The 18,186-nt window shown below is 70.5% G+C and carries 15 protein-coding genes; 9 read left to right on the top strand and 6 right to left on the bottom strand.

Annotated elements, in window-relative coordinates; genetic code table 11:
• The first annotated feature begins 24 nt into the window (after positions 1–24).
• A complete protein-coding gene (locus ABD369_RS32355) occupies positions 25–606 on the top strand; it encodes a 5-formyltetrahydrofolate cyclo-ligase (protein WP_344640174.1) in 582 nt (193 codons plus the stop codon).
• 62 nt (positions 607–668) lie between these two features.
• On the opposite strand, the gene ABD369_RS32350 is transcribed toward ABD369_RS32355, so the two are convergent.
• Positions 669–3,395 (bottom strand): penicillin acylase family protein, encoded by a 2,727-nt coding sequence (locus tag ABD369_RS32350; protein WP_344640173.1) that lies wholly within the window; start codon positions 3,393–3,395, stop codon positions 669–671.
• 248 nt (positions 3,396–3,643) lie between these two features.
• Here ABD369_RS32350 and ABD369_RS32345 point away from each other — a divergent pair, with 248 nt between their 5' ends.
• From ABD369_RS32345 to ABD369_RS32330, 4 genes are all read left to right on the top strand, one after another.
• Positions 3,644–5,128, top strand: a complete 1,485-nt coding sequence (locus ABD369_RS32345; RefSeq protein ID WP_344640172.1) for a potassium/proton antiporter — start codon at positions 3,644–3,646, stop codon at positions 5,126–5,128.
• Between the two features lie 296 nt (positions 5,129–5,424).
• Entirely contained in the window at positions 5,425–6,714 is a 1,290-nt protein-coding gene (locus ABD369_RS32340) for an MFS transporter (RefSeq protein WP_344640171.1), read from the top strand.
• A 138-nt stretch (positions 6,715–6,852) separates the two neighbouring features.
• Positions 6,853–7,143 (top strand): FmdB family zinc ribbon protein, encoded by a 291-nt coding sequence (locus ABD369_RS32335; protein ID WP_344640170.1) that lies wholly within the window; start codon positions 6,853–6,855, stop codon positions 7,141–7,143.
• 177 nt (positions 7,144–7,320) lie between these two features.
• Positions 7,321–7,644 (top strand): hypothetical protein, encoded by a 324-nt coding sequence (locus tag ABD369_RS32330; RefSeq protein ID WP_344640169.1) that lies wholly within the window; start codon positions 7,321–7,323, stop codon positions 7,642–7,644.
• Between the two features lie 37 nt (positions 7,645–7,681).
• Here ABD369_RS32330 and ABD369_RS32325 read toward each other — a convergent pair whose 3' ends face one another.
• Both ABD369_RS32325 and ABD369_RS32320 read right to left on the bottom strand, forming a co-directional pair.
• On the bottom strand, positions 7,682–7,861 hold the full coding sequence (locus ABD369_RS32325) for a hypothetical protein (RefSeq protein WP_344640168.1): 180 nt from the start codon (positions 7,859–7,861) through the stop codon (positions 7,682–7,684).
• Positions 7,862–7,976: 115 nt separating this feature from the next.
• Positions 7,977–8,948, bottom strand: coding sequence for a sigma-70 family RNA polymerase sigma factor (locus ABD369_RS32320; RefSeq protein ID WP_344640167.1), 972 nt, complete (start codon positions 8,946–8,948; stop codon positions 7,977–7,979).
• Positions 8,949–9,324: 376 nt separating this feature from the next.
• Between ABD369_RS32320 and ABD369_RS32315 the strand changes: the two genes are divergently transcribed.
• Both ABD369_RS32315 and murJ read left to right on the top strand, forming a co-directional pair.
• Positions 9,325–10,131: a phosphatase PAP2 family protein gene (locus tag ABD369_RS32315; protein WP_344640166.1), complete on the top strand. Its 807-nt coding sequence runs from the start codon at positions 9,325–9,327 to the stop codon at positions 10,129–10,131.
• A gap of 389 nt (positions 10,132–10,520) precedes the next feature.
• Positions 10,521–12,491: a murein biosynthesis integral membrane protein MurJ gene (gene murJ / locus ABD369_RS32310; RefSeq protein WP_344640165.1), complete on the top strand. Its 1,971-nt coding sequence runs from the start codon at positions 10,521–10,523 to the stop codon at positions 12,489–12,491.
• A gap of 65 nt (positions 12,492–12,556) precedes the next feature.
• Here murJ and ABD369_RS32305 read toward each other — a convergent pair whose 3' ends face one another.
• Positions 12,557–13,414: a metallophosphoesterase family protein gene (locus tag ABD369_RS32305; RefSeq protein WP_344640164.1), complete on the bottom strand. Its 858-nt coding sequence runs from the start codon at positions 13,412–13,414 to the stop codon at positions 12,557–12,559.
• 202 nt (positions 13,415–13,616) lie between these two features.
• A complete protein-coding gene (lpdA, locus tag ABD369_RS32300; protein WP_344640163.1) occupies positions 13,617–15,017 on the bottom strand; it encodes a dihydrolipoyl dehydrogenase in 1,401 nt (466 codons plus the stop codon).
• A gap of 238 nt (positions 15,018–15,255) precedes the next feature.
• Here lpdA and ABD369_RS32295 point away from each other — a divergent pair, with 238 nt between their 5' ends.
• Positions 15,256–15,927, top strand: coding sequence for a CGNR zinc finger domain-containing protein (locus tag ABD369_RS32295; RefSeq protein ID WP_344640162.1), 672 nt, complete (start codon positions 15,256–15,258; stop codon positions 15,925–15,927).
• A 61-nt stretch (positions 15,928–15,988) separates the two neighbouring features.
• On the opposite strand, the gene ABD369_RS32290 is transcribed toward ABD369_RS32295, so the two are convergent.
• Complete coding sequence (locus tag ABD369_RS32290; RefSeq protein WP_344640161.1) at positions 15,989–17,173, bottom strand: cytochrome c oxidase assembly protein; 1,185 nt, start codon at positions 17,171–17,173, stop codon at positions 15,989–15,991.
• A gap of 232 nt (positions 17,174–17,405) precedes the next feature.
• Between ABD369_RS32290 and ABD369_RS32285 the strand changes: the two genes are divergently transcribed.
• Positions 17,406–18,186: FtsW/RodA/SpoVE family cell cycle protein (locus tag ABD369_RS32285; RefSeq protein WP_344640160.1), on the top strand; the 781-nt coding region annotated here is incomplete at its 3' end.

Raw genomic sequence — 18,186 nt, 5'->3', positions numbered from 1 at the left:
GGGAGCGGAACCCAGGAGGATCCATTGCACAACGAGAAGGCCGAGCTGAGGTCACGGCTGCTCGCGGACCGACGTGCGCTGTCGCCCGAATGGCGCGAAACCGCCGCCGCCGCGCTGTCGGAACACGCCGTGGAGCTGGCCGGTCCGGGGCAGACCGTCGCCGCGTACGTGTCGGTCGGGACGGAGCCCGGGACCAGGCCCCTGCTGGACGCCCTGCGGGGACGGGGAGTTCGGGTGCTGCTGCCGGTACTGCTCCCCGACAACGACCTGGACTGGGCCGAGTACCAGGGCCCCGAGCGACTCGCCCCCGCCGGGCGCGGCCTGCTGGAGCCGACCGGGCAGCGGCTCGGCCCGGACGCGGTCTGCGGCGCCGCGCTGGTCCTGCTGCCCGGGCTCGCGGTGGACCGGCGGGGCCTGCGGCTCGGCCGCGGCGGCGGCTCGTACGACCGGGTGCTGGCCCGGCTGGCCCGCGCCCGGGCGCACCCGCTGCTGGCCACGCTGCTGTACGACGCCGAACTCCTCGAAGCCGTCCCCGCCGAGCCCCACGACCGCCCGGTCCACGCCGTGGTCACGCCCAGCGCCGTGCACCGCTTCGGCCCCCGATGACGCGAAAGGGGCGGCGCGTCCCGGAGGACCGCGCCGCCCCCCTACGGGGTTACTCCATGGGCCTACTGCGCGCTGAGGACCAGCTTGTGCTTGGTGGCCTTCTCCACCGCGTCCGCCGACCAGGCCCAGGGCAGCAGGTCACCCTTGGCCCACAGGGCGGTCTGGTCGTTGTAGTTGGCGTGGAAGGCGTGGCCCGAGGCGCCGCCGACGTTGATCCAGTGTGAGGCGTTGAAGTCGCTGAGGTCGACGACCATCCGCATCGAGGGGATCCAGTCCACGTCGTACCCCGCCGCGGCGTTCCACCCGGAGGCGTTGACCGCCGCGCTGCCGCCGGAGAGCTGGTACGGGCCTCGGTTGAGCAGCGCGTGGACCAGCCCGGAGGCGATCGAGGAGTCGTCGGTGCCGAGCGTCTGCTCCTTGAGGCTCAGCGAGTGCAGCCGGCCCCAGTTCCAGGTCTTGATGTCCTTGCCCATCTGCGCGGTGAGGTCCTGACGGGCGTCCTTGAGGGCCTCGGCGAGCAGGTTGTTCAGGCCGTGCTGCTGGATGTGGTTGGAGTCGACGTAGTCCCACCACGGGCTCTTGGGGTTGGCCAGCTGCTGCCGGACCACCTCGGTCCAGCGGTCGCCGCCGTCCGGCTGGGCGAAGTGGGCGTCGCGGGTGCCGCACTCGGTGACCGGGTGCGTGTCCGCGCCGACCGCGCCGTCGGGCAGCGTGCTGTTGCTCTTCTGGCGGACCAGCAGGCAGTCGCCCTTGGCCCGGAGGTCGGCCGGGAACTTCTGGCCGAACGCGAGGGTGAGCAGCTGGCGCCAGACGCCGTTGTAGTACGCGGCGGCGGCGGAGTCGGCGTCCTGGCGGTAGTTCCAGGTCTTCAGCAGGTCCTGCGCCTCGCGGACGTACGGGTCGGTGATGTTGACCTTGAGCAGCAGCGGGACCAGCGTCTCCGCCATCACGTTGGTGTTGTCCAGCTGCATCGACTGCATGTCGTCCGGCGAGATCTTGCCGCCGTTCTTCAGCTTGCCCTCGATCAGGTCGGTGATCTGCTTGGCCCGGGTGCCGTACTCCCAGTCCTTGGTGAGCGTGTACTGGTAAGTGGGGCCCACCACGGCCTGGTTGGCGGTGACGATGTAGCCGTTCTTGGGATTGAAGCTGTACGGCAGGGCCTGGAAGGGCACGAAGTCCTTCTGCCAGCCGTAGCCGGAGTCCCAGCCCGGGACCGGGTAGGTGCCGTCGCCCTTGGTGCGCTGCGGGATCATGCCCGGCGCCTGGTAGCCGATGTTGTTGCTGGTGTCGGCGTAGATCAGGTTCTGCGCCGGGACCGCGAAGTCGGCTGCGGCGTTGCGGAACTCGTTCCAGTTGGTGGCGCGGTCGAGCATGAAGACCGCGTCCATGGTCTTGCCCGGGGTGAGGGCGGTCCACTGGAGTGCCACGCCGTAGCCCTGGGCGCGGTCGGGTGCGGCATTGCCCGCGGGGGCGTACTTGCCGACGCTCTGCTCCTCGGAGCTCTGGTCCGAGATGAGCGGGCCGCGGTTGGTGGTGCGGACGGTGATGGTCCGGTCGGCTCCGCCGGCGACCTTGATGGTCTCCTTGCGGGTCTGGAACTTCACCTGCTGGCCGTCGACCAGGTAGGTGTCGGGGCCGGTCACCTTCTCCAGGTAGAGGTCCTGGACGTCGGCGCCGAGGTTGGTGAAGCCCCAGGAGACCTTCTGGTTGTGGCCGATCACCACACCGGGCATGCCGGCGAAGGTGAAGCCCGAGGTGTCGAAGGCGCACTTGGCGCTGACGGTCCGGCAGTGCAGGCCCATCTGGTACCAGACCGAGGGCAGGCCGGGGCCGAGGTGCGGGTCGTTGGCGAGCAACGGCTTGCCGGTGGTGGTGTGGTCACCGCTGACCACCCAGGAGTTGGAGCCGATGCCCTGGCCCTGCGGGCCGAGCAGTTGCGGCAGCGCGGCCATCTTGTCGGAGATGTCGGTGAACAGCGACTTGGTCGTCGCCCGGCCCTGGGCGGCGGCGGTGGCGGCGGCCGGAGCGGTGGAGCCGTCGGCGGGCTGGTAGTTGCCGTCCTTGCCGATCGTGCCGGTCTTCACGATGGTGCCGTTGCGGTCGTACGGGTAGTCCGGGTACAGCTGGGCGATCTGCTCCGTCGAGAAGTCCTGGGAGAGCAGCGACCGGTCGATCTCCTCCTGCAGGTTGCCGGAGAGGTTCCAGGCCATCGCCTTCAGCCAGGCCACCGAGTCCACCGGGTCCCAGGCCTCGGGCTTGTAACCGCTGTTGACCGCGCCGAGCACGGCGTACTCCAGCGAGGCGCTCTGGCCGCCGGGGTGCTGGTTCAGCCAGGCGTTGACGCCGTCCGAGTAGGCCTTCAGGTACTTCTTGGTGTCGGCGGAGAGCTGGGTGTCGTACTCCTGCTGCGCGACCTGGCGCCAGCCCATGGTGCGCAGGAAGGTGTCGGTCTCGACCTGGCTGGACCCGAACATCTCGGAGAGCCGCCCCGAGGTGATGTGCCGTCGAACGTCCATCTCCCAGAACCGGTCCTGGGCCTGGACGTAGCCCTGGGCGCGGAACAGGTCCTCGGGGGTGTCGGCGTACAGCTGCGGAATGCCGTTGGCATCGCGCTTGACGTCGACCGGCGCTGACATGCCGGCCACCGAGACGCTGCCGTCGACGTCGGGGAAGGAAGCGCGGACGGCGCTCACCGCCCAGTAACCACCGCCTCCGACGGCGGCCACGAGCAGCACGACCAGCACGAGCACAAGCAGCCGGGCGCGCCGGAACTTCTTCGAGCGGGGCATCTGGGTCCTTGGCTGGGTTGCGTTGACGGCCGTGACAGGTCACCACATTAGGGCGACTCGGTTGGCGGACATGCACTGGGGACGTCCACGGTCGGCCGAGGTGGACCCTATCCGGTCTCGATGGGCGGAATCAGACAATCAAAGATCAGGTAAAATGTTAGACTGAGTAACAAGTCGTCGAGCGAGCCAATCGTTTCCGGCCACTCTCTGCCCCCGACCGCCCCCTTGACGTGCCGAGGTGCTACTGCGTGACTGTCGACCACCTGAACCGCTTCCTGCTCGAGTTCTCCGCGATACTCCTATTCGCGGTGGTGGCCGTGCGATTCTCGACCCGATCAGGGCTGCCCAGTCTGCTGATCTACCTGGGCATCGGCGTCGCCATGGGCCAGGACGGCCTCGGAGTCACCTTCAACAACGCCGAACTCACCCAGGTCCTCGGCTACGCGGCCCTGGTGGTGATCCTCGCCGAGGGCGGCCTCAAGACCAGTTGGCAGGCGATAAAGCCGGTCCTGCCGGCCGCCTCGGTACTGGCCACCCTGGGCGTGGCGGTCAGCGTCTTCGTCACCGCGGCCGGCGCGCACTGGCTGGCCGGATTCGACTGGCGGGTCTCGATGCTGCTCGGCGCGATCGTCTCCTCCACCGACGCCGCAGCGGTCTTCTCGGTGCTGCGGATGGTGCCGCTGCCGTCCCGGCTGACCGGTCTGCTGGAGGCCGAGTCCGGCTTCAACGACGCCCCCGTGGTCATCCTGGTGGTCGCCTTCGCCACCACGGGGCCGCTGGACTCCTGGTACGCACTGGTCGCCACGATCGTCGCCGAGCTGGCCATCGGCGCCGTCGTCGGCCTGGTCGTCGGCAAGCTGGGCGCGTACGCGGTCAAGCACGTCGCGCTGCCCTCCTCCGGCCTCTACCCGATCGCCGTGATGTCGCTGGCCGTCCTGGCCTACGCGGGCGGCTCACTGCTGCACGGCTCCGGCTTCCTGGCCGTCTACACCGCCTCGGTGATCCTCGGCAACGCCAAACTGCCGCACGGCCCCGCCGTCCGGGGTTTCGCGGACGGACTGGCCTGGATCGGGCAGATCGGCATGTTCGTGGTGCTCGGCCTGCTGTGCACCCCGGAGACCATGGGCTCGGCGTTCGTCCCCGCGCTGGTGATCGGCGCGGTGCTGGTCTTCGTCGCCAGGCCGGCCTCGGTCTTCGCCACCCTGACGCCGTTCCGGCTGCCCTGGCGCGAGCAGGCCCTGCTGAGCTGGGCCGGACTGCGCGGGGCGGTGCCCATCGTGCTGGCGACCATCCCGCTGGTGGCCGAGGTGCCGCAGGCGCAGCAGGTCTTCAACATCGTCTTCATCCTGGTCGTGGTCTTCACCCTGGTCCAGGGCCCGACCCTGCCGCTGGTCGCCCGCGGCCTGCGGATCTCCGAGGGTGCGATGGGCCAGGACCTGGGCATCGAGTCCGCGCCGCTGGAGCACCTGCACGGCCGGCTGCTCTCCGTCGCGCTCGCCGCGGAGTCGAAGATGTCCGGCGTCGAGGTCGGCGAGCTGCGGCTGCCCGCCGGGTCCGCGGTCACCCTGGTGGTCCGGGACAACAGCAGCTTCGTGCCCGACAAGGCCACCGTGCTGCGAGGCGGCGACGAACTCCTGGTGGTCACCACCGAGGAGGTCAGCGAGGCCGCCGAGCGCAGGCTGCGGGCGGTAGACCGGGGCGGAAAGCTTGCCGGCTGGCTGCACGGCCGCTAGATTCCTACCTTTTCCACGCTGTTCACCATGCATTGATCGCGTGGAACCGGTCCGCAATGCGTACTATGGACCGACATACCTGTTTCGATCACCGAAAATCCGCAACATCTGTCTGATGCAGAGTTGGCGCGACCGCTCGGCGGCCGTGGTCCCTCCTCTGCCGGCCCGCTTCCGCGATTCCCCCGGCCGGCGTGGACCCGGTATCTACCCCGGTCAACGCACGAGAGGACAACTCTCGGCGCTACCGGGCCGCCCCATGCCCGGTGAGTGCTACCAGGCAGCAGGAAGGACCGACCGTGACGGCGCGCCGAACGGTCGCAGAGCCCACTCCCACCCGCGTCGGCTACGGCACCCTGCTCCGCACCCCCGGAGCCTGGACCTTCCTGGTCCCCGCCTTCGCGGCCCGACTCCCCTACGCGATGCTCAGCGCGGGCATCGTCCTGCTCATCCAGAGCGCCTACGGCTCGTACGGCACGGCCGGCCTGGTGGTGGCCTTCGCCGCCGCGACCCAGGCGCTGATCGGCCCCCAGACCGGCCGGCTCTCCGACCGGTACGGCCAGGCCGCCGTGCTGCTGCCCACCGTCGCGGTGCACGCGGTCTCGGTGGGCGCGCTGCTCGCGCTGGCCCTGGGCCACGCCCCGACCTGGACGCTCTTCGTCTCCGCGGGCGTGGCCGGTGCCAGCGTGCCGCAGATCGGCGCGATGGTCCGGGCCCGCTGGGTGACCAGACTCTCCGACTCGCCCAAGACGCTGAACACCGCGTTCGCCTTCGAGTCCGTGACCGACGAGTTCACCTTCGCGATCGGACCGGTGCTGGCCACCGGCATCGCCACCCTGGTCTCGCCCTCGGTGTCGCTGATCACCGAGGCCGCGCTGACCGTGATCGGCGGCCTGGCCTTCGCCGCGCAGCGCGGCACCGCGCCCGCTCCGCACCCGTCCGTACCCGGCGCCGAGCAGGCCTCGGCGCTCTCATCGCCCGGTGTCCGGCTACTGGCGGGCTCCTTCCTGGGCGTGGGCTCCGTCTTCGGCGCCATGACCGTCACGGTGGCGGCCTTCGCCAGGGCCGAGGGCCAGCCCGGCCTCAACGGCGTGGTGTACGGCATCTTCGCGGGCGGCAGCATGCTGGCCGGCGTGCTGTACGGCATGATCGCCTGGCGCCGCTCGGTCAGGCAGCGGATGCTCGGCAGCTACACGCTGCTGGTCCTGGGCTGCTCGACGCTCTGGGCGATGCCCAACCTGACCGCGCTGGCGATCGCCGGCCTGTGCTGCGGTCTGGCCATCGCACCGACCCTGATCAGCGGCTACACCCTGGTTGAGACGCTGGTCTCGGCCGGCGCGAAGACCGAGGCGTTCACCTGGCTGACCGGTGCGATCGGCCTCGGCCTGGCCGCGGGTTCGATCGTGGCCGGACTACTGGTGGACTCGCACGGTGCCAGGGCGGGCTTCGTGGTACCGGTCGTCGGGGCCGGGATCGGCCTGGTCGCACTGGTGTCGCTGCGGCGGCTGCTGGACACTCCCGCCGGGCCCGGCCGCATCGCGGCGCAGGGCGGGGCCAAGGTGCAACTGGCCGGCGCTTCCAAGGGCTGAGACGCGTCCGCTGCCCCGGCCCGAACCGGGCCGGGGCAGCGATATCTCACACCCGATGTCGCTGGACTGATCCAGCGGAATGCCGCATCATTGACCGTCGTTAGCACTCATCAGGCGAGAGTGCCAGGAGGAAGACAAGTGCCCACGTACCAGTACCAGTGCACCGAGTGCGGCAACGGCCTGGAGGCGGTGCAGAAGTTCACCGACGAGGCGCTGACCACGTGCCCCGACTGCCAGGGGAAGCTCCGCAAGGTCTTCTCCGCCGTCGGCGTGGTCTTCAAGGGCTCGGGCTTCTACCGCACCGACAGCCGGTCCTCCTCGAGCAGCTCGGTGAGCTCCTCGTCGTCGTCCGCCTCGTCCTCGTCGTCCGCCTCGTCGGCTCCGGCCGCCTCCCCGGCTCCGGCGGCGAGCACCAGCACCGCGAGCTGACGCCGGCACCGCCGTCCGCGGCATCCGCACGAAAGGCCCGGGTTCGGTTCCGAACCCGGGCCTTTCGTATGACCGCACCAGCCTTGCGGGTGAACGAAGTTGTCCACACGGCCGGGTTTTCCACAGGAATTCGAGGGGGCATTCCGCGGCAGGTGCGGTGCGCTCACCCTGATGCGCATGACGACGTACCTGGCGAACCAGCCGCACTGCCACCCGACCGCCACCACGACCGCCACGGCACCCTCGGCCGTACCACCACGGCGCACCGTTCCGCCCTTCCCACCGATCCGGCGCGGGGGCGGGGGGCGACACCGGCTCCAGCAGGCCGTCCGGCACCGGCCCGGGCTGCTGGCGACAGGGCTGCTGGCCGCCGCCACCGCGATCACCGCCGGTCCGCTGCGGCCCGGCCCACCGCCGCCCGCCGCCCCTTCGACGGCCTCGGCAGCGGCCGGGCCGACCGCCACCCCGCGCTGCACCGGAACGGCGCCGCCCGACGGCTGAGATCCGCGCAGCCCCGGCGCGGGGCCTCGGTCAGCGGTCAGTCACCGTGGTGCGGCGGCCGCTGGCTCAGATACCAGTCCAGGCCGCGCCCGCCGCTCTCCCCCGACTCCGGGCGCTCGCCCCAGCCCCGGTCGGTATCGTCCCCCGTCTGGCGGTCCAGCGGGTCGCCGAAGACCAGCTTCGCCTTCGGCCGGGTCGGTTCTTCCTGCTCGGCCATCTCTGCTCCGATCCTTGTCAACTGCATCCAGCGTAGGCGGCACGGCAGCAGCGGCTTCGGACAGCGGGGCCCCGGTCCGGCCGGCACCGGACCGGGGCCCCGGGAGAACCGGGTGTCAGGCTGCCTCGAAGCCCGCGTGGTCGGCGATCTTCTTCAGCTCGGCGAGCGCGTGCTTCTCGATCTGGCGGATTCGCTCCCGGGTGAGTCCGTGCTGCTTGCCCACCTCCGTCAGCGTGCGCTCGCGGCCGTCCTCCATTCCGTACCGGGAGCGGATGATGGAGGCCGTCCGGTCGTCGAGCCGGCCGATCAGGTCGTCCAGCTCCTCGCGGCGGAGCATGACCATCACGGCGTCCTCCGGGGAGACCGCGCCGGTGTCCTCGACCAGGTCACCGAACTGGGTCTCGCCCTCGTCGTCCACGGACATGTTGAGGCTGACCGGGTCACGGGCCCAGTCGAGCACGTCCTTGATCCGGTCCTCGGTGGTGTCGAGTTCGGCCGCGATCTCGGCGGGCTCGGGCTCACGGCCCAGCTCCTTGGCCTTTTCACGCTGCACCCGGCGGATCCGGCCGAGCTCCTCGACCAGATGCACGGGCAGCCGGATGGTGCGCGACTGGTCGGCGATCGAGCGGGTGATCGCCTGGCGGATCCACCAGGTCGCGTAGGTGGAGAACTTGAACCCCTTCGCGTAGTCGAACTTCTCGACCGCTCGGACCAGGCCGGCGTTGCCCTCCTGGATCAGGTCGAGCAGGGGCAGGCCGCTGCGGGGGTACCGCCGGGCGACCGCGACCACCAGGCGGAGGTTCGAGCGGATGAAGACGTCCTTCGCGCGCTCGGCGTCGTCGGCTATCGCCTCCAGCTCCTTGCGCGTGGTGCTCTCGGGAATGGCGTCCTCGTCCAGCAGGTGCTGGGCGTAGACACCCGCCTCGATGCGCAGCGAGAGCTCGACCTCCTCGGCGGCATCGAGCAGTGGCGTCCGGGCGATCTCGTCGAGGTACATGCCGACAAGGTCGCGGTCGGCCTCAAGGTTGTTCGGGCGAGCCGAACGAGGGTGGTCGGCACTGCCGCGAACGACGGCACGAGTGGCCATGCTTGCTCCCTTGCTGCTGGTGCCGGTCTGCCTTGGTCTTCACCCCCGACGGGGCGAGCTAGGGCCGAAGAGAGGAGGCAGAGAGATGAAGGCAAAGAGATGCGGGCCCCTGAAGGCTCACACGTAACGATCCAACGCACAGATTTCGGACAACATTCCCAACTAGCCCAGATTCTTCGCGCGATGCAGTATCCTGCGCAATCTGGCCCATGATCGCGCACATTATGCGATCGAGCAGGTGCGGACAGTGTCGGCAATCACCCCGTCCACCGGATCAACGAACGAGATCCGACATCCGCAGCTTCTCCTCACAAAAGATGCAAAATTGCTATCGGTACGGTGCGGGGCCATCTCGACCCCTGGGAAGGTGTCAGCCATGCACCTGTCCATCGACGGCGCCACCGCCGCCACCGCACGGCACCGCCGTGGCCGATTGATCGAGTCCGCAGCGCTGACTCTCGGCTGCGCCGCCCTCCTGGGGTTGCTCCTGGCCCTGGTGGAGAGCCACTGGGGCCCGCTGGCCCGGCTGGATCGCGACTGGGTGGATTCGCTACACGACTACGCCCGCGACCACACCGCCTGGACGGCATCCATGCAGATGGTCTCCGACCTCGGCGGCCCGACCGTCACCCGTGCCCTGCTGGGCGTGACGGCGGTCTGGCTCTGGGCGATCGGCGCGCGGATCCTGGCTGGCTGGGCGGCGGCCCAGATCCTGCTCGGCTGGCTGGCCAACTGGGGTGGCAAGGCGCTGGTCGGCCGCGCCCGGCCACACTTCGTCGACCCGGTCTCGTCCGCCACGGGTGCGGCCTTCCCCTCCGGGCACGCGATGGCCTCGGCTATCACCGCCGCCGCCCTGGTGATCCTGGTCTGGCCGCACGCCAACCGGGCCGGACGGGCGGTCGCCTGCACCATCGCCGCACTCGCCGTCCTGACCATCGGCTGGACCAGGATCGCCCTCGGCGTGCACTGGCCCAGCGACGTCCTGGCCGGATGGCTGACGGCGGGCCTGGTGGTCGGCGGGGTGACGGTCGCGGTCGAGCTGTGGCGGCCCCGTGCACTGAGCCGGGACGTGCGCCGGGTCGACTGGCGGACCAGGCCGAGGGTGCAGCGCGTCCTGGCCTCCGGAGCGGGGGCCGGAACCCGTCGCGAAAGTGGATCCGCCGCCACTCCTGACAGTCAGTGAGAAAGGTCACATCTCATTGGGGTGACCTTCGGGGAGGAATCGGTAGAGTGCCGCGCCCGCCGAAGTCCCTCGCATCAGAGCCGGGAAAAACCGCTGCAAATCCGGTCATTAGGGACCGACTTCCGCCGGGTTCGTTCGGAATACGGGCCAATCAGTGCCACTGGGAGATCTCGGGCACGCGGCACACCGCTCCCCATCGGGTACCGAGTTAAGGCAGACTTCTCCGGCTGGGTGCACCCGCGCCCAGCCCGGGGGAACCAAGCACGACGGCGCGGACCGAGCCGGTCGTACGAGGCAGTACCGGCTCCGTACACCAAGGGACCGCCGGACAGCGGTCTGCGGAAGCCCCGTGACCGCGCACTGCCCAGGCACCGAGTGACGGGGGTCCGATGACCATGCACACGACGGGCGAGCCCTCCGGCTCGTACGGCGACCCGCCCACCATGCCGCTGCGTCAGATCACTGACGAGCAGTTCATGTCGCCCGAGCAGTACCTGCCACCCGTGTCTCAACAGCAGCACGGCTCACATCCGACCATGCAGCTGGGCACCCAGCTGCCGCCGCCGCGCCAGCCGGTGGAGCAGCCCCCGGCGGAGGCCGAGAAGGCGCCGGAGGGCAAGGAGTCCTCCGCCGCCCGCAACGGGCTGATCATGGCTCTGGGCTCGCTCACCTCGCGCGCGCTGGGCTTCGTGCGGGCCGGCGTCATCGCCGCCGCGCTGGGCACCCAGCAGCTCGCCGACGGCTACGGCGTGGCGACCCTGCTGCCGACCACCGTCTACATGATGCTGATCGGCGGTGTGCTCAACTCGGTCTTCGTCCCCGAGTTGGTCCGGGCCGCGCAGACCCACAAGGACCGCGGCGTCGCCTACACCAACCGTCTGCTGACGGCCTGCGGTGTGGCGCTGATCGCCATCACCCTGGTTGCCTGGCTGTTCGCGCCGCAGATCGTGGACTCCTACACGAACTACACCCCCAAGGACCACGTCCAGCGGGATCTGACCATCGCGCTGGCCCAGTACTGCCTCCCGGCCATCTTGTTCTACGGCGTCTTCGGCCTGCTCAGCCAGGTGCTCAACGCGCGTGACCGCTTCGGTGCGATGACCTGGGCGCCGGTGATGAACAACGTCGTGGTGATCGGCGTCTTCAGCCTCTACATCGGGGTCTGCAAGCACGCGGAATCCGCCGACCAGATGACCAGCGGCGCCACCATGCTGCTGGGCGCGGGCACGGCGTTCGGAATCCTGGTGCAGGCGCTCTCCGTGCTGCCCTCGCTGCGCGCCTCGGGATTCCGCTTCCGGCCGCGCTTCGACTGGAAGGGCGCCGGTCTCACCACCCCGCTGCGGGCCGCCGGCTGGGCGCTGATGCTGGTCGTGGTGACCCAGCTGTCCTTCAACGCGATCACCAACATGGCGACCGGCGCCGGCACGCAGGCCCACAACCTGCATCTGCAGGCGGGGCTGGGCTACACCCCGTACAACAACGCGTACCTGCTCTTCGTCGTCCCCCAGGGCATCATCACGGTCTCGATGGTGACGGCGATCCTGCCGATCATGTCCCGTGCGGTGAGCTCGGGCCGGTTCGAGGACGTCGGCCGGGAGCTGGCCCAGACGCTGCGCAGCTCGGCCGGGATGATCGTCCCGGCCATGGCGGTCTTCCTCTCGATGGCCAACCCGATCATCGGCCTCGCCTACGGGCACGGCAGCCAGGTCCGGCCCGCGGACGTCGATGTCATGGCCCAGGTCCTGATCGCCTTCGCGATCGGCCTGCCGGCCTTCTGCGCCCAGTACGCACTGGCACGCGGGTTCTACGCGATGAGCGACGCCCGGACCCCGTTCTGGCTGACCACGGCGATCGCGGGTAGCAACGTCGCCTTCTCTGCCGTCGCGTACTACACCCTGCCGGTGCGCTGGATCATCATCGGGATGGCTTTCGCCCAGACGCTGGCCACCACGCTCGGCGTGATCATCACCGGTCGGGCGCTGGGCAAGCGGCTCCGCCGGGAGGCGGCGGCCGTCGTATCCGCCGACGCCACGCTCGAGATCGGCGGCGGGCGGCGCGGCCGGATCCGCAGCGGCCTGGACGGTGTCCGGGTGACCACCCTGCACCTGGGCCTGGCACTCGCCTGCGCCCCCGGCGCCCTGGCGGCGCACTGGATCGCCGGTCAGGTGGGCGGTGCGCTCGGCCACGGCATCGTGGGCAACTTCGCGGCACTGGGCGCCGGCGCACCGGCGGTGCTGCTCTCCGTCCTGGTGCTCGCCAAGCCGCTCGGTGCCGCGGGCGCCGTGGCCCCGCTGGCCCGCAAGCTCCGGATCCCGTACCCGGAGCCGACGCCCGCCAACAGCGGCAAGCACCGGCGGTAGCCCGCACCCGCCCGCCGGGCGGGGCGGTCTCCTCGGACGGTGCCGGTCTCCTCCGGCCGTAGCGGTCAGACGCTCTCCGCCCCGGGCAGCACCTCGCGCAGCAGCCCGCGGGGGAAGCCCCGGCGGCGGTACTCCCTCGGGTAGCCGATCGAGACCTCCTCGAAGCGGACGCCGTCGTAGACCGTCGTCCGGGGGATGTGGAGGTGGCCGTAGACCACCGCGGCGGCCCGGAACCGGCGGTGCCAGTCGGCTGTCCGCTCGGTGCCGCACCACTGGGCGAACTGCGGATAGCGCAGGACCGCGGTGTCCTCGCGGACCAGCGGGAAGTGGTTGACCAGCACGGTCGGCAGCCCTGGGTCGACGGCGGCGAGCCGCTGACCCGTCCAGGACAGACGCGCCTCGCACCAGGCGGCGGCGTCCGGGTAGGGCTCCGGGTGCAGCATGAACTCGTCCGAGCACACCACGCCCGACTCGTAGGCCCGCTCCATCGCCTCCTTACGACTCAGGCCCGGCTCGCGGAACGAGTAGTCGTAGAGCAGGAAGAGCGGTGCGACGGCCACCGGACCGCCCTGGCCGCGCCAGACGGCGTACGGGTCCTCCGGCGTCAGCACGCCGAGGCGGCGGCAGATCTCCACCAGGTGCCGGTAGCGTGCCTCACCGCGCAGCTGTACCGGGTCCGTCGGCGGCGTCCACAGCTCGTGGTTTCCGGGGGCCCAGATCACTTGGGCGAAACGCTCCTTGAGCAGGCCGAGCGCCCACTCGATCTGGCTGACGGTCTCGCTGACGTCCCCGGCCACGATCAGCCAGTCCTCGGGCGAGGTCGCGAGGAGCTCCTCCGCCAGGATGCGGCGGTTGTCCGCATGGTGGACGTGCAGGTCGGAGACGGCCAGCAGACGGCCGGGCCGTTCGGTGCTCTCGCTCATCGCGCCATCATCTCGCTCGGGAACTGACCTGTGGATCAACGAATGTGAGTGGCGGTCAATTCCCGGGCCCCGCCCGTCTCGCAGCGCCCGAGGGCGCGGGGAGCCGTGGCGGACGGGCTTCGCGGCTGGCGATCCGGCCGGGAGCGCCGAGTCGACGGTCTCGGCACCCCCGGCAGAACGGCGGGCGGGGGCGGCGCGGCGACTACATGTTGATCATGTGCCCGGCCAGGCCGTGGATCGCCTCCTTGACGGCCTCACCCAGCGTCGGGTGGGCGTGGACGTTGCGGGCGATCTCGGTGACGGTGAGGTCCCACTGCTGGGCCAGGGTCAGCTCGGGCAGCAGCTCGGTGACCTCGGGGCCGATCATGTGGGCGCCGAGCAGCTCACCGTACTTGGCGTCGCTGATGATCTTGACGAAGCCGACCGTGTCCCCGAGACCGTGGGCCTTGCCGTTCGCCATGAACGGGAACTTCGCGACCTTGACGTCGAAGCCCTGGCTGCGGGCCTGCTCCTCGGTCCAGCCGAAGCTGGCGATCTGCGGCTGGCAGTAGGTGGCGCGGGGGATCATCACGTAGTCGAGTTCCATGGTCTCGGCGCCCGCGATGGTCTCGGCGGCGATGACGCCCATCGACTCGGCGGCGTGGGCCAGCATCAGCTTGGCGGTCACGTCGCCGATGGCGAAGATGTGCGGCGCCGAGGTGCGGCAGCGGCCGTCCACCTCGACCGCGCCACGCTCGGTCAGCCGGACACCGGTGTTCTCCAGGCCGTAGCCGGTGACCCGGGGAGCGAAGCCGATCGCCTGCAGGACCTTGTCGGCCTCCAGCACGCGCTGCTCGCCGCCCGCGGTGACGGTGACCTTGACCTTCTCACCGGAGTCGTCGATCGCGTCGACCCGGGTGGAGGTCAGCACCTCGATTCCCAGGCGCTTGTAGCGCTTGAACAGCTCGGCCGAGACCTCGGCGTCCTCCAGCGGGGCCATCCGGTCCAGGAACTCGACGATGGTCACCTTCACGCCGTAGTTGTGCATCACGTACGCGAACTCGACGCCGATCGCGCCGGCACCCGCGATGATGATGCTCTCCGGCAGCTGGTCGGCCAGGATCTGCTCCTCGTACGTCACCACGCGCGGGCTCAGCGAGGTGCCGGGCAGCAGCCTCGGGGTGGCGCCGGTGGCCAGGATGCAGTGGTCGAAGGTGACGGTCTGCACGGAGCCGTCGGCACCGGCCACCTGGAGGGTGTTGGCGTCCGTGAAGTGCCCCCGGCCCTCGAACTGGGTGATCTTGTTCTTCTTCATCAGGTAGTGGACGCCCTTGACCCGGCCGTCGGCGACCTGGCGGCTGCGCTGGAAGGCTTCCTTGTAGTCGAAGGTGATCCGACCCTCGACCTGGATGCCGTAGGTCTTCGTCTCGTGCGTCAGGATGTGCGCGAGCTCGGCGTTCCGCAGCAGCGCCTTGGAGGGGATGCACCCGACGTTGAGGCAGACCCCGCCCCAGTAGCGCTCCTCCACGATGCCGACGCTCAGGCCGAGCTGCGCGCTGCGGATGGCAGCGACGTACCCGCCAGGGCCGGCACCGAGGACAACGACATCAAAGTGGTTGGTCATTTTCGCCTTCGATTCGGTTGGTGACCGTGTCCGTGTTCATCCGGACAGCCGGCTCCGGAGAGACCGACCGCCCCCAAGCCTGGCCTATGCGGGCGCGGCAGGCACCGGGGACCCCAGAATCGGCCGGCGAGTCCCGGGGAGGGACGGTCAGGATCGGAGAACGCTAATAGGAGACAGGAATATTTCTCATTAGCAACGCCTGGCGTGGCCGGGGCCGGCGGCCAGGCATGATGGAGCCATGAGCAGTCCCACGGCATCGGCGGTCGACGACCTGCCCCTCACCGGCGAGTCCCTCGCGCTCGACCTGGTGAACACCACGTTCATCCAGGGCGGCGCCCGCGGCGCCCTGGTGGACGCCCTGCGGGAACCCGCCGATCTGGACCACTGGCTGCGGACCCGGTCGGCCGACTTCGGCGAGCCGCTGCGTCCGCTGCTCGACGACGGCGCCCCGGCCACCCGGTTCCACCTCGACCGCTACCGCGAGTTGCGCGCCGCGCTGCGCGACCTGGCCGCCGCGACGGTCTCCGGTACGACTCCGCCGCCCGGCACGGTGGCCGCCGTCAATGCTGCCGCCCGACTCTCGACCGGCTGGCTGGAGCTGGACCCGGACCGTCCCGGCGTCCGGATACCCCGCTGGACCGAGCCCGATCTGCACCTGGTCGCGCTCGGTGAGGTCGCGGCGGCGGCCGTCGCCCTGTTCACCGGACCGTCGGCCGGACAGGTGCGGGCATGCCCGGCTCCCGACTGCATCCTGTACTTCGTCAAGAGCCACGCCCGCCGCGAGTGGTGCACCAGCGCCTGCGGCAACCGGGTGCGGGTCGCGCGGCACAGCCGCCGCCACCGCGAACCGGGGGCGGGGGAACCGCCGGCGGAACCCGCCACCGGGCGGCGAACCGAACCCGCGGCCTAGCAGGACTGACCGGCGACCGGGCGGACTCCCGAGCCCCGGGGGGCGCCCAACCGGGAACGGCTCAGCGCCCGGCGCCTCCGAAACGGTGCTTCAGATTGGGGTCGTCCAGCCACCACGGGCGCGTGCCCTCCGGCTCGTCCTCCTCGACGGCGGCTCGCGCGGCGACGGGCACCGCCTCTCCCGCAGCCGTCTCCCCCGTGGCCGTATCCGCCGCAGCTGCCTCTGCCGCAGCTGCCTCCCCCTCGGCCGCCTCCCCCTCGGCCGCCTTCGCCGCCCGCCGCTCGGCCATCTGCGCCTCGTACTCGGCGTCCAGTGCGGCGTCCACCGCCGCCGTCTCGGCCCGGCCGGTCACGATCATGCGGCGGATCAGCGCACAGAGGAAGGGCAGGCCGATCAGGTCGCCCAGTACCCAGATCACGTTGCCGCCCCAGGTCTGGTCCTGCAGCAGGGTCGGTCCCCAGGTGCGGCCGAGGCCGGCGTAGTGGGGCTCGGCGATCAGGTGGTGGCCGTAGATGAGGATCAGGGCGAGGCCCGCGTCGAAGATGACCTCGGCGAAGGTGATGACCAGGCTGACCAGCAGCGGGTACTCGTGCGCGACCGGGTCGAGCTGCAGTCGCGGCCAGTAGTAGAGCAGGCCGAGGGCGACCAGTGAGAGATGCAGGCCGATGTTCCAGGCACCGCTGGTGAGGGTCTTCTCGTACCAGGGCGTGAAGTAGAGCAGCCACGGCGGCGCCATCAGCAGCACCGTGGACACCGCGGGGAACATCAGCACCCGGGAGGGTCGGCTGCGCAGCACTCGCATGATCCGCGCGCGACGGGCCTCGGACGCGGTCTCGACCAGCAGCGAGACCGGAGCACCGAGGACCAGGAGGAACGGCACCAGCATCAGCAGCAGCACGACCTGGACGGCCCGGTCGGTGAACAGGATCCGCTCGTACACCCCGAGGCCCGAGCAGGTCACCCAGACCCAGACCAGCAGGCCGCCGAGGAACGCGGCCGTGCGATGCAGGGGCCAGCGCGCAGCGCCGCTCGCACCACCGCCTCCGCTGCCGCTCACAGCACCGCTGCCGTTCCCGCCGTCACTCCCGCCGCCGCGGTGGAACGCCCGTACGCCCAGCAGGTAGGCGCCCGCGAGCAGTACGGCGAGTGCCAGGACGACGGGCTCGGCGGTCCAGTTGGTGGCCAGGTCGGCCCAGTGCCAGGGTGGCGGGCCGTCGTGCCCGAGGGCGAGTGCTGCGGTCGGCATCCGGTGGTTCTCCTGTTCCGGCTGGTGCGGGCAGCCGGTCGGTGCAGGGCAGCCGGCCGTCGCGCGGCCGGTCGCCGTGCTGCGGCGCTTGCGGCTCCTCGGACATGATGACCGACGCCCGGACGATCACCGGAGCTGGGTCCGGAACCCCCTGCGCTCCCACCGACGTCACTCTCGTGCGAGGATTCGTCGTCTACTACATCACTGTCGAAGCCGCCGAGGTGGGGAATCCGTGACAGACAGCCCACGAAGCTCCGGGCGCAGGCTGGCCACCCGGCGCCGCAACCTCGAACTCTTCATGCTGGCTGCGGCGGTCCTGGTCTGCCTGGTGGGCTACGTGACCGCCAACGAGGCGATGAACCACGCGCTGCCCAAGGGCCTGCTGGTCTACGGCCTCAGCCTGCCGCTGCTGGCCCTGGGGTTGCACCTGGCGGTCCGGCGCTTCGCCCCGTACGCGGACCCGCTGATCCTGCCGCTGGCCGTCTTCCTGACCGGCTTCGGACTGGTGCTGCTCAACCGGCTGGACCAGTCCTACGCGCTCTTCCACGCCGCCAAGGGCGACTACCAGAAGATCCCGGCGGCCCCGAACCAGGTGATGTGGGTGTGGATCGCCTTGGCGGTGGCGGCCGGGTTGATCATCCTGGTGAAGCACCACCGGTTCTTCCAGCGCTACGTCTACCTGCTCATGACCGGAGCGATGATCCTGCTGGCGGCACCGGCCTTCTTCCCCTCCAGCCCGGAGGACTTCGGTGCCAAGCGCTGGATCAAGTTCCCCGGGATCCAGCTCGAGCCGGACGAGTTCGTCAAGGTCGCCATCACCGTCTTCTTCGCCGGCTACCTGATGGCCAACCGCGACGCGCTCGCGCTGACCGGGCGGAAGGTCTGGGGCATGAACCTGCCGCGCGGCCGCAACGTCGGCCCGGTGCTCGCCATCTGGGTGGTCAGCCTGCTGGTGCTGATCTTCGAGCGCGACCTCGGCACCTCGCTGATCTTCTTCGGCATCTTCGTCGTGA

Source organism: Kitasatospora cystarginea, from assembly GCF_039533515.1.
Classification (GTDB): Bacteria; Actinomycetota; Actinomycetes; order Streptomycetales; family Streptomycetaceae; genus Kitasatospora; species Kitasatospora cystarginea.
This window is presented reverse-complemented; position numbering and strand designations above follow the sequence as displayed.